Origin of the sequence: Parabacteroides sp. CT06 (genome assembly GCF_002257605.1) — a bacterium.
Lineage (GTDB): Bacteria > Bacteroidota > Bacteroidia > Bacteroidales > Tannerellaceae > Parabacteroides > Parabacteroides distasonis.
On record NZ_CP022754.1, the window covers coordinates 386,996 to 400,290 of the forward strand.

A 13,295-nucleotide genomic window follows, 5' to 3' on the forward strand; every position below is an offset into this window, starting at 1 on the left:
AAGATGACAAAAGATATTATAGCCGAATCTGTACAAAACGATTTACGGTATTTGCAATTGTTGGCACGGAGTTTCCCGACGATCGCGGATGCCAGTACGGAGATCATTAATCTGGAGGCGATCTTGAACCTACCGAAGGGTACGGAGCACTTCTTGAGTGATTTGCATGGCGAGGATCAAGCCTTTAGCCATGTGCTGAGAAACGCTTCCGGTGCCGTAAAGCGCAAGGTGAACGAGATTTTCAGTAATACGCTCCGGGAATCCGAGAAGAAGGAGCTTTGTTCCTTGATTTATTATCCGGAGGATAAGCTGGAACTGATCAAGAGCCAAGAGCAAGATCTGGAAGATTGGTATCAAGTTACCTTGAATCAATTGGTACGTGTTTGCCGGAACGTGTCCTCCAAATACACCCGTTCGAAAGTACGTAAGGCTTTACCCAAGGAGTTCTCCTATATTATTCAGGAGTTATTGCACGAGTCTTCCGTAGAGCCGAATAAATCCGCTTATGTGGATCAGATTATTTGTACGATCATCTCCACGGGACGTGCGGACGATTTCATTATCGCTATGTGTAACTTGATCCAACGGTTGACAATCGACCTGTTACATATCATCGGCGATATTTACGATCGGGGTCCGGGCGCTCATCTGATCATGGATATCCTTTGCGATTACCATAATTTCGATGTTCAATGGGGTAATCATGATATCTTATGGATGGGAGCCGCTTCCGGTAATTTGGTAAGTATAGCCAACGTGATTCGTATGTGTTTACGCTTTGGTAATATGGCTACCTTAGAAGATGGATATGGTATCAATCTTTTGCCGTTGGCCACTTTCGCGATGGAGGCGTATGGGGATGATCCTTGCGCGTTATTCATGCCGAAAACAAAGTTCGCCGATAATGCAATGGATGAGAAGACCACCCGTTTGATCGCCCAGATGCACAAGGCGATCACCATCATCCAGTTCAAGCTGGAGGGTGAGATCATCCGCCGTCGTCCGGAGTTTGAGATGGATGACCGGATGTTGTTGCACCATATCGATCTGAAGCGGGGAGTGGTTCATATCGATGGAAAGGATTATACGCTTAAAGATACTAACTGGCCTACTTTAGACCCGAAAGATCCGTATCGTCTTTCTATTGAGGAAGAGGATTTGATCCGAAAGATATTGCATTCTTTTGAGAGCAGCGAGAAGATGAAAAAGCATATGCGTTGTTTCTTCCGGCATGGGGGAATGTATCAGGTTTGTAATTCCAATTTACTGTTTCATGCCTCTATCCCGATGAATCCGGATGGTACATTTAAGTCAGTACGTATCTTGGGGCAGAATTATAAGGGCCGTGCTTTGTTGGACCGTGTAGACCAACTGATCCGTACGGCTTATTTCAAGACCGGGGAACAGGAAGAAGTGGAATATGCGCATGATTATATCTGGTATCTTTGGGGCGGCAAGGACTCCCCGTTATTCGATAAAAGCAAGATGGCTACTTTCGAGCGTGCCTTTATCGAAGAGGCCGAGACTCATAAGGAGGAAAAAGGCGCTTATTATACGTTACGAGAGCAAGAGGAAATTTGTGATAAGATATTGGATGAGTTTGGGGTGACCGGTATGCATCGGCATATCATCAACGGACATGTCCCTGTCCGTTCCAATCAAGGTGAGAATCCCATTAAGGCGAATGGCAAGATGTTGGTAATCGATGGCGGTTTCTCCCGTCCGTATCATTTGGAAACCGGTATCGCGGGCTATACATTAGTATATCACTCCCGTGGTTTCCAGCTTGTGCAACACGAACCCTTCGAATCCCGGGCGAAAGCGATCGAGGAAGGCTTGGATATCAAATCCACCACGATCGTGGTAGAATTAAGCTCCCATCGCCAGATGGTGAAAGATACGGATAAGGGTGCGGATCTTCAAAGCCAGATCAAGGACTTGGAGAAACTTCTTTACGCCTATCGGAATGGGTTGATAAAGGAGAAGGAGAGGATGGAGAGATAGATTTTAGCGTAGTCCGTCCAGAACTATAGACAAGGATAAAGGGAGATTGACAAATTGACATTTTGTATTTTAAAGTCCCGAAGAATCGATTTTTCCGGGCTTATGGGCGTAAGGCTTCCGAAATTGAATGAAAATAATGGCAACACCTTGTCTTGTAGATGTATATCGTTTCCCTCCCTTTTCTTCCAGCGAAAAAGAGAGCCTCTATTTCTTGCTTAACAAGTAAAAGGAGGCTTTTTTATTCGGAAGTGATTGGTTTTTCATTCGGAAGTGATGCGAATCACAGTCGGAAGTATGCTACAACACTACCGTAAGTACCTTATAATACTACTGTAAGTATCTTACAACAGGGTTGTAATCGAGGGAAAAGTACTCTTTTTCTACCTTAAAACCACTAAAGAAACGATTTTCTCCTTATTTATGTTTGTAGATGAGCCTGTCGGGGAAAAGGATGTGTCACTATAAGTGGCTTATCGAAATGAAAACGTCACTCTTTAGGTTTATCCGTTGACATTTATTTTGATCTACCGAAAGACCTCCTGTTTGATTTTCCTTACTTTTTTACATAATCATAGTTTATTTTAAAAAATTAAGTTACATTTGCCATGGAAATTCTCAATTGTATTTGTGAATTAAATGATCGTTAACCTAAAAATTAAGTAATTATGCAACGAAAGAAAATCTTTGATTCTTTCAAACACTGGAATGTAGCCATACTTTCCGTGTTAATGTCTTTTTGCATGACAGCCGCTTTTGCCCAGTCAGGCGCTGTTAAAGGAAAAGTTCTGGACGAACTAGGTGAGCCTATTATCGGGGCGAATATCGTGGAAAAAGGTACTACTAACGGTACCATCACTGATATTGACGGTAACTACACCCTTAGTGTGAATGACCTGAAAAAAGCAATTCTCCAAGTGTCTTTTATCGGTTACAACTCGGTAGAGGAAGCTGTGAAAGGGCGCTCTGCCGTAGATGTTAAGCTTGGTGCCTCTGTCGTGAATCTGGGAGAGGTTGTAGCTATCGGTTATGGTACGCAGACTCGTAGGGAGATTACCGGTTCCGTAGCGAACATTTCCGAGGAAAATTTTAATAAAGGAGTGAATCGTGACGCGTCCGACTTGCTGCAAGGTAAGGTAGCGGGTCTGACTATTACGTCTGGTTCCGGTGATGTAACTCGTAGTTCCCAGATTCAATTACGTGGTACTTCTACCTTGCAGAACGACCAAGGCCCGATGATCGTGATCGATGGTGTTCCGGGTGGTGATATGTCTACTGTATCACCTTCGGATATTGAGTCAATCTCTGTATTGAAAGATGCTTCTTCTGCCGCTATTTACGGTTCTCGTGCCGCTGGTGGTGTAATCTTGATCACAACGAAGAGAGGTTCCGGTTCCAGAACCCAGATCAATTATGATGGTTATCTTACCGCCTCTACCATTGCGAACAAGCCCGACATGTTGAACGCTTCTGAGTGGCGTGCCGCTAATAAGGCGTTGGGTAAAGATATCTCTACTTATGATAAGTACAACTCGGACACGGATTGGTTCGATGAGATGACTCGTGTAGGTGTTTCTCAACAACACGCTCTTTCTTTGTCGGGTGGTTCTTCTAAGAGTAATTATCGTGCTTCTTATACTTTCTTGGATCGTAACGGTGTGGCTCGCGATAACTACATGACTCGTCATAGCTTCCGTTTCCAGTTCCAGCAACGTGCTATCAACGACCGTTTACGTATTGGATTAACGGGTGCCGCAACGCTGACGGATATGCAGATGCCGTTTTCTGATGACTATATCTTGGCTTACAATATGCTTCCGGTTTATCCGGTTTATAATGCGGACGGCTCTTATTTCACGGATGCCAACCACAATTATGATCAAGGTAACCCGGTTCAGAACCAAGATCAGAACTATAAGAAAGCAGCTAATAACTACTTCTATGGACAAGGTGATGTACAGTTCTCTATTTTGGATGGACTGACAACCAAGGTGAACCTGTATAAGAGCCGTTTCTCATCTGACTATAGCGAATGGCAAGATCCTCGGAACTCTCGTGGACAGGGTGATACGGGTAAGGCAATCCGTCGTAATAGACTATGGGATCGTAACTTGTTAGAGTGGACCGCTAATTATACGAAAGCTTTTGGCTCGGCAGAGGAGCATAAGGTCGATGCTATCGTTGGTTATTCTTGGGAAAATAACTTGTACGCCGACCAGAAATCGGAGGCTACGAATTTCGCCGTAGGATCGATGGGCGCTGATAATATCCAATCCGGAAACTTGCTGAAGATCGGTAATGTTACTTCCAGCCGGAATGAATATAAACTGATCTCTTTGTTCGCTCGTGCGCATTATAGCTTTAAAGAGCGGTATATGATTACGGCTACGGTTCGCCGAGATGGTTCTTCCAAATTCGGTGCTAACCATAAGTGGGGTACTTTCCCTTCAGTTTCCGCTGCTTGGGGTATCAGCCAAGAGTCTTTCATGAAAGATACGAAGTGGATCAATGATTTGAAATTACGTGCAGGTTACGGAATTACCGGTAACCAAGATGGTTTGAGACCTTATAAGTCATTGGATTTGTATTCAGCTTCTGGTACTTATTATAACAACGGATCTTGGCCGACAGCTTTCCGTCCTTCACAGAACGCGAACCCGAACTTGAAATGGGAGCAGACTGCTATGTTAAATATCGGTTTGGACTTCACCTTGTTCAATAGTCGTTTGAGCGGTACGATCGAATGGTACGACAAGCGTACGAAAGATATGCTTTACAACTATGAGGTTTCTACTCCTACTTACGTATACAATCAGATTCAAGCGAATGTAGGTGATATGAAGAATACAGGTGTTGAGATCTTATTGAACTTAGACGTGATCCGTAATAAGGACTTTACGTGGACAACCTCTCTCAATCTTGCTCATAACAAGAATGAGATCACAAAACTGTCTAATGAATTGTTCTCTACGGGACGTGTTTACGTGGGTGATCCTTGGATTCGCGGTGCTTCAGGTGTGACTTCACACGTAGTTGAGGAAGGTCGCCCGGTCGGACAGTTCTTCATGCTGAAATGTAATGGCCTTGATGAGAATGGTAAATTTATCATTGAGGATATAAATGGTGACGGACAGATCACGGATGATGACCGTACGTATGTTGGTGACGCTCAACCTGATTTGACATATGGTTGGAATAACACATTCAACTGGAAAAACTGGGACGCAAGTTTCTTCTTCCGTGGAACAATTGGCAATAAGGTATTGAACAACCCATTGGCAGCTTACGGTAATAATACATATATCGATGGAACGAATGTAATGGATAACGATAATCTGTTGACATTAAGTGAAAACTCTCGTGTATGTTCTTATTATGTAGAAAACGCTTCATTCTTGCGATTGGATAACTTATCGATTGGTTATACATTCAATACGAAGAAAATCGATTGGTTGGATAAGGCTCGCTTATATGTAGCCGGTCAGAATCTATTCGTGATTACAGGTTATAAAGGATTGGATCCAGAAGTTGAGAATTTCCGTGGTGAGGCTAGCGATGACAACGCAGGTTTGTCTCCGGGTATTGAACCTCGTAACTACATGCCGAAGGCACGTTCATTTACATTTGGTGTTAACTTAACATTCTAATTAAAAAGATAAGCTTATTATGAAACGGAAAACTATATTATCATTTATAACTGGATTGTTTTTATTAGGAGGACTTTCTTCCTGTATGGACTTGGATGAAACAGTATATGACAAGTTGCCCGCTGATGATTTTGGCCAGTCAACGGCCGAGTTGAATGCTTTGATCGGTAACTCACATAATACGATGAAGAAGTTTTGGACAGAGTATATGCATTTGTCCGAATGCTCCGGTTCTATGGCTGTGACTCCGACTCGTCGAGGTGGTGACTGGTATGATGGTGGTCAATACCGGGAAATCTATATGCATACATGGACCTCTCAGACCTCAAGAGTTAAAAGCGCATGGAAAGCGGCCACAGAAGCGATTGGTACTTGTAACGAGGCTATCCGTAAATTGCAGAACTCAGAGATCCTTACCGAAGAGGAGAAGGCTCAAGACGTGGCAGACTTGCGTGGTGTCCGTGCTTTCTGGATCTATGTGATGATGGATTATTGGGGAAATATTCCTTTGCTGACGGAGTTCCACCCTACGGATAAAGTATTCCCGGGGAATTCTTCCCGTCAGGAAGTATTTGATTGGTTGATTCAGGAAGTAGAGGAAATCAAGGATATCTGTCCTCCGGCTACAACTGAGAATTATGGTTCATTTACGCAGGGTGCCGCTTATTCATTGTTGGCAAAACTGTATCTGAACGCTGAGGCTTGGGGGGTTACGTTCTCCGGTAACGCTTATCAGAAAGTTATCGATAACTGTGATAAGGTGATGGCTATGGGATATATCTTAGAGCCTAATTGGAAAGACAACTTCTCCGTGACAAATGAGAATTCAAAGGAGGCTATCTTGGCCGCTACGTTCTCTAGCAGTGATACGGGTAATGATGGAAACGTGAAGAATGAGTTGCACAATAATACGTTGCATTATAAAGATTATCTGTCTTTGGGTATTACCGCTAGTGGTACTTGGAATGGTATTTGCGCTCAACCGGAGTATGTACGTTTGTTCGATGAGGAAGACGCTCGCTTGGACGGTACGTTCTTGACTGGCTTGATGATAGACAAATCAACAGGCAAGCCGATTATGACCGATCATAACAACGAATTGAACCATACGATCGATGTGAACATGATTCCGGGCATGGAATATGATGGAACCAATTGGAGTGCCGTGGAACAGCATGATGGAGCTCGTTGCTTCAAGTGGGAGTTCGCTTCGGATTTGACAAGTTCTATGGGAAATGATTTCCATATTTTCCGTTTGGCGGATATCTATTTAATGAAAGCTGAAGCTTTGTTACGCGGAGGGGGAAGTGTTAGTGAAGCTACCGCTTTGGTGAATACGATTCGTGAGAGAGGATATGGCAATAGCGACCATAATTATGCGACTGTAACTTTGAAGGAAGTACAATTGGAACGTCGTTTGGAATTAGCGTGGGAGGTTTATTCCCGTCAGGATGATATCCGTTTCGGATGTTTCACTACAGGAATGTGGCCGCAATCTAATTGTGAGCGTAAAGCTGATGACTACTTGAAGTTGTTACCTGTATCGCAGGATGCTTGGCAGGTGAATCCGAACTTAAAACAGAATCCGGGTTATGCGGCATTCTCAAAATAAAAGAATCGGATAACTAAGAATAATTTAGGCCATCTCTTACTGTAAGGGATGGCCTTTTTATTGATTTACCATTCACTGTATAACTCCGCTTTTTTGTATACCTTTGCGCCATGAACAAACAAGCGCTACTTTTTTATCCGTTATTAGGGGTGGTTCTTTTGGGGCTTTTTGTTGGGGGGCTGGCGTATGGGGCCGTACCGATTCCTTTGGATCACGTGATGGATATTTTGCTGGGGAAGGGATCTGATAAGATCGCATGGCAGAATATCGTGTTGCAATCTCGTTTGCCTCAGGCTATAACCGCATTATTGGCGGGGGCTTCCTTGGCTACCAGCGGGTTGCTATTACAGACATTGTTCCGGAATCCGTTGGCGGGACCTTCCATATTGGGCATTAGTGATGGCGCTAATCTTGGAGTAGCCGCTATCATGCTCTATTTCGGTGGTACGTTGGGGCGGTTCACGGATTGGCCAATTAGCGGATATATGGCGGTGATCCTCGCGGCCTTTGTGGGGGCTTGCGTGATACTGGGACTGATTATCTATTTTTCGGCAAAAGTGAAGAATAATGTCATGCTTCTGATTATCGGAATCATGATTGGCTATCTAGCTTCTTCGGTTATTTCTATCTTGAATTATTATTCATCTACAGACCGGGTACATGCGTTCGTGATGTGGGGGCTTGGTAATTTTTCCGGTGTATCCTTGGAACAATTACCATTCTTTGGAACTTGTGCGTTAATCGGGCTGTTATTAGCAATCTTGCTGATCAAGCCTTTGAATGCCTTATTATTGGGAGAAATGTATGCTGCTAATTTAGGTATCCAGATCAAACGAACACGGATCGTGATTCTTTTGTGTACGGGAATATTAACGGCTACAACTACTGCTTTTTGCGGCCCCATTTCCTTTGTCGGATTAGCAGTTCCACATATCGCCCGGTTGATGTTAGGCTCTTCCAATCATAAGATATTGGTGCCAGTTACAATGCTGACAGGTTCCTGTGTTGCTCTTCTATGTAATATGCTGATGGTAGTACCGGGCAATAATACGATCCTGCCATTGAATGCCGTTACCCCTATGCTTGGGGCGCCTGTTATTATTTACGTAATCGTGAACCGGAAAAATATTCAATATTTTAATTAGTGGCTATGGAACGGATCCCTGTGATAAAGACAAGTGATTTAAGTATTGGGTATATATTGAAAGGCGGACAGAAAAAGTGCGTGCATGATGCGTTGGATCTGAATCTATATCCGGGTGAAGTGACCTGTCTTCTCGGATTAAATGGAGCGGGAAAGTCTACCTTATTGAGGACATTATGTGGTTTTCAACCTCCTCTGGGAGGAGAAATCGAGCTAATGGGGAAGCCGCTGAATTCTTATTCACAAGGTAATTTCTCACGGTTGGTGGGAGTTGTCTTGACAGAGAAGACAAATGCCGGTGGAATAACGGTTTACGAGTTAGTCTCTTTAGGAAGGCATCCCTATACCGGCTTTTTCGGACAATTAAGGCAGGAAGATCGCAGGATTATCGAGGAATCGCTTGCTGCCGCCAGTATCGCTCATAAGGCTTATAATTATGTGTCGGAACTTAGTGATGGCGAGCGTCAGAAAGCCATGATCGCCAAAGCGCTGGCACAGCAATGCCCCATCATATTGTTGGATGAGCCGACGGCCTTTTTAGATGTGACAAGTCGGATAGAGACTATGGTCTTGTTACATACTTTAGCGGTAGAGCAACAAAAAGCGATTCTGCTATCGACGCATGATCTTGATTTGGCGATCCAGCTGGGGGATTGCCTGTGGCTGCAAGAGAAAAAACGTCCGATGGCTTGCGGAACGCCGGAAGACCTGATTATGGGAGGAGCGTTTGAGACGTTCTTCAGTAAGGAAGGAATCGTGTTTGATCCGAATACCGGGAAATTGAATACGGTAGCTCCAACAAAGCTTATTGGGGTTGCGGGGGATTTTATGACTTCTTATTGGGTTGGGAATGCCTTGATCCGGAATGGCTTTAAGCCCTCGTCGGTTAGCGAGGATTATATAAGTGTTTATTGTAATGCTCCGGATAGCCTGCGTATTCAGTTCCCTGCGGAAGAGGGCACGAGAATCGTAGGAAGTGTGGCGGAGATGATCTCAATCATAATTCATAAATCATAAGTTATATATGTCAAATGAGATTACATGGCGGCTGGAAAATGAGAATATAGGCCGTTTGTTGGTACATTATGCGATTCCCGCCGTTATCGGGACCATGGTTAATGCTCTTTATAATATCGTAGATCGTATATTTATCGGACAAGGAGTGGGTGCGCTAGCTATCTCCGGATTGACTTTGACTTTCCCGATACTACTCTTTATGCAGGCATTTGGAATGTTGATCGGTGCGGGAGCCGCTACAAGGGTCTCCATTCATCTAGGCCGTAAGGCGAATGATCTGGCAGATAACGTATTAGGAAACGCTTTCACTTTGACATTCATTATCGGAGCCTTGACGATTATCCCCAGTATGATTTTCTTGGATGATTTGTTAATGTGGTTCGGGGGAAGCGAGCAGACGATACCTTATGCGAAAGACTATTTATATATCGCTATCCCGGGTAATTTGCTGGCTACATTAAGCTTTAGCTTTAATGCCGTGATGCGTGCTTCCGGATATCCGAAAAAGGCGATGTTCACGATGATGATCGGTGCCGTCTTGAACGTGATCCTAGATCCGATCTTTATCTTTTGGCTGGATATGGGGATACAGGGTGCCGCTATCGCTACGGTGATCTCCATGGCTGCCGGTGCCGCTTTCGTGATGAGTCATTTTATCAGCAAGGATAGTATCGTACGTTTCCATACGAAATATTTCCGGTTGAAAGGTCCCATTATTTGGAATATATTTACGATCGGCATGTCTCCATTTTCCATGCAGCTGGCGGGCAGTGTGGTTGTGGTGATCATGAACCATGCGTTGAAAGAGAATGGAGGCGATTTGGCGATTGGTGCCAGCGGTATTATTTCCAGTATCGCCATGCTGCTGGTTATGTTGATTATCGGTATCGCCCAAGGGATGCAACCGATTGTCGGGTTTAATCATGGCGCTGGGCATCATGACCGGGTATTGGCTACCTTGCGGTTGTCTATTATAGTATCGACCTTGATTACAGGGGTAGGATGTATCGTCAGTTTATTATTCCCTAGACTGATCGTTAGCGTATTCTCGACGGATGCCGAATTGGTGTCGATTACGGACAATGGATTACGTCTGACGATGCTGGTCTTTTTCGTTGTCGGTTCCCAGATTACGATCAGCCAGTTTTTTCAAAGTATCGGTGTCGCATGGAAAGCGATGTTTCTGAGTCTAAGTCGGCAGGTTTTATTCCTGATACCGGCTATCCTGCTATTTCCTCCGATCTGGGGATTGGATGGCGTTTGGCTAGCGCAACCTTTCTCCGATTTCATTGCGGCGGTAACCGCATGGGGCTTTTTATGGTATCATGTTAAAAACGTGAAAAATAAGGGTTAAAGATGAACTTATGTCGATGTTAATTGTATTTTTATTGTATGTATAAAAGTACTTTTATAGACAAACCTTTAAAAATGAGTTAATATGAAGAAGATTGTATTATTGCTCGCCGTTTTATTATTTGGTGCAGGGTCGATGATGGCACAGCAGGACAAGTCAGCGGAGAAAGCTGCGAAGCAGGCTGAGAAAGAAGCAAAGAAAGCAGAGAAGGCAGCGAAGAAAGCTGCGGAGGAAGCCGAGGCTAACGCATTGTTTGAACAAGCGGTGCAAGCTTTGAAGAATAAGGATTTCGTATTGGAAGCGGATCGTATAGAGTTTAAGCGCGGTAGTTTTGTTTATGTTACTCCGAACACGAACTTCGTTTCGGTGAAGGGTGAGAAGGCTACCATTCAGTTAGCGTTTAATACTCCGGCGGCCGGTCCTAACGGAATAGGAGGTATAACGGTTGATGGAACAACTTCCGGTGTACAGATGAAGACTGACAAAAAAGGAAACGTTATGTACGAGATGAATGTGCAGGGTGTAGCGGTATCCGCTAGGGTTACGTTCCGTATGGCGAAAGGTACGAATAAATGTACTGCCACGGTATCACCTAACTTTAATAGCAACCGTATATCCTTTACGGGAAATCTCTATCCTTCGAGCGAGTCGAATGTGTTCAAGGGACGTTCTATTTAATGTAGATACAAAGAATCGTGAAGGCGGACTTTCTTTCGGGAAGCCCGCCTTTCTGTTTATAAGAAGGATGAGATTGGACTATTTCCAAGCATCATTTTGTACCAGATAAGCTTGGCCGTTCTCATCGTTTCCTGCGGTCTGGATCTCTGTCTCGGGAATCGGGAACATCGTCTTAGAAGCGGTTGGAGCGGATACACCATAGAATTTAGTTAGGTATTGCTTCTCATAATTTATATATGCCGTCAATTCCTTGTTCATATAATCACCTCCCCAACGAACCAGATCGAAAAATCGTTGTCCTTCCATCGCAAGTTCCAGCTTACGTTCCATATGAATCGCCTTGATACAAGTTTCCTTGTTGCTGAATGCGGCGTGACTGGATGGATAAGGTTTCACCAAATAATTGGCGGCAGGCGTTCCGTCTTCCAAATAAATGATATTGTCCGGTTTGGCTGCACGTTCACGGATATCGTTTACTTGCTGCATGGCGGCACTTAATTCTCCGTCGTTCGCTAGGCATTCCGCATATAACAATTTACAATCACGTAGGCATAGATATTGTAAATTCATGGCAGAACCGGGAGCCCAGCCGGATGAATAGGTGGAGCCAGCTAATCCGGCATCCTGTTCCGCTTTGCTATAGACATGCTTTTTGGGTAGGAATACCCCACCGCTGCTTACATTTCGTACCCAATCATTAGCGGGCAATCCCCAATCTTTATAAGGAATCTCCATACGTCCTACGGCGAAATCTAGACGAGGGTCTACGGCGATCGTCTTATCATTCTTAGAGATGTAATCATAATCGGTAACACGTTCTGTCACGGATTTTTTATTTCTGTACTCTCCCTCAAGATAAGGAAGCCCATTTTCGTCTACTTGGAATGAGTTTACCAATTCGTAAGAGGGTTGATAAAATCCGCAACATCCACCGGGGCCTGTGTTATGAGGATAATTCAGTAAAAATCCGTAATTCCCGTTATTATTGGCTCCGACAGAGAATTGTACCTCAAAGATAGACTCTTTCCCATTTTCGGTAGTTGCGTTAAAATTTGCGTCCAGATCATCTTGTAAGGCCAATCTCTCTCCTTTAGGACTTAATCCGTTTGCGATAATATCGGCCAAGATGGGTTTGGCGGCTGCCATATCACCTTGCTGCATCAGTATTTTAGCCTTTAACGCTTTTGCCGCTGTTTTCGTAGGACGTGCCACTTCGGTCTGTTTTTCGGGCAATCCTTCAATGGCCGCTTCTACGTCTGCTAAAATATTAGGATAGATATCCGTACCGTTATGAACTTTCGGATCGTTTTCTTCAGCGGCGATCGTCTCATCGATATAGGGCATGCCGGTCGGTCCGAAAATCTTTACCCCTTCGAACATGAATAGGGCACGTAAGAATTTCAGCTCCGCGGTCCGGTTGGCCTTGGTCGTCTCGTCCATATCTGCCGCTTCTTTCATCACATTGAGCGCTAAGTTGCAACGTTGTGCTCCATAATACGCGTCTTTCCACTTATTCAGTAAATAATCGTTTGTGGCGGTGACAGCATACGTCTCTACGGAGTTCAATACGGATTGGTCATTGGATTCGGAGCCTTTATTGGCGTCACCTCCGTATACACCGCCGAATACCCAGTTGAACATATTGTCATATCCGGTCGGCCGGGTCAAACCGGCATAAGCGTTGACCACCAATAACTCAACCCCTTCTGCGTTTGTTAATGCTTCTTGGTCAATACTGCCTTGAGGAGCTTTATACAGGAAATCTTCACCGCAAGAACTCAAGGTAAATAAAGCAGCTGCGCTTACTATTAATATTTTATGTCTCATACTAGTCGTTTTTAT

8 protein-coding genes are annotated in these 13,295 nt (G+C 44.2%); 7 read left to right on the forward strand and 1 reads right to left on the reverse strand.

What is annotated here, in order from left to right:
- Positions 1-3 precede the first annotated feature (3 nt).
- From CI960_RS01510 to CI960_RS01540, 7 genes are all read left to right on the forward strand, one after another.
- The gene (locus tag CI960_RS01510; RefSeq protein WP_094582176.1) at positions 4-2,004 is read left to right on the forward strand and encodes a fructose-1,6-bisphosphatase; all 2,001 of its coding nucleotides are present in this window, start codon (positions 4-6) and stop codon (positions 2,002-2,004) included.
- A gap of 665 nt (positions 2,005-2,669) precedes the next feature.
- Entirely contained in the window at positions 2,670-5,648 is a 2,979-nt protein-coding gene (locus CI960_RS01515; protein WP_005859097.1) for a TonB-dependent receptor, read from the forward strand.
- Positions 5,649-5,667: 19 nt separating this feature from the next.
- Entirely contained in the window at positions 5,668-7,260 is a 1,593-nt protein-coding gene (locus tag CI960_RS01520) for a RagB/SusD family nutrient uptake outer membrane protein (protein WP_005859095.1), read from the forward strand.
- 110 nt (positions 7,261-7,370) lie between these two features.
- Positions 7,371-8,405, forward strand: coding sequence for an iron ABC transporter permease (locus CI960_RS01525; RefSeq protein WP_005859093.1), 1,035 nt, complete (start codon positions 7,371-7,373; stop codon positions 8,403-8,405).
- A gap of 5 nt (positions 8,406-8,410) precedes the next feature.
- Positions 8,411-9,421, forward strand: a complete 1,011-nt coding sequence (locus CI960_RS01530) for an ABC transporter ATP-binding protein (protein ID WP_005859091.1) — start codon at positions 8,411-8,413, stop codon at positions 9,419-9,421.
- 7 nt (positions 9,422-9,428) lie between these two features.
- Positions 9,429-10,775, forward strand: a complete 1,347-nt coding sequence (locus tag CI960_RS01535) for an MATE family efflux transporter (RefSeq protein WP_008779310.1) — start codon at positions 9,429-9,431, stop codon at positions 10,773-10,775.
- Between the two features lie 84 nt (positions 10,776-10,859).
- On the forward strand, positions 10,860-11,453 hold the full coding sequence (locus tag CI960_RS01540; protein WP_005859017.1) for a DUF4251 domain-containing protein: 594 nt from the start codon (positions 10,860-10,862) through the stop codon (positions 11,451-11,453).
- 78 nt (positions 11,454-11,531) lie between these two features.
- On the opposite strand, the gene CI960_RS01545 is transcribed toward CI960_RS01540, so the two are convergent.
- Entirely contained in the window at positions 11,532-13,280 is a 1,749-nt protein-coding gene (locus tag CI960_RS01545) for a RagB/SusD family nutrient uptake outer membrane protein (RefSeq protein WP_005859014.1), read from the reverse strand.
- Between the last annotated feature and the right edge of the window lie 15 nt (positions 13,281-13,295).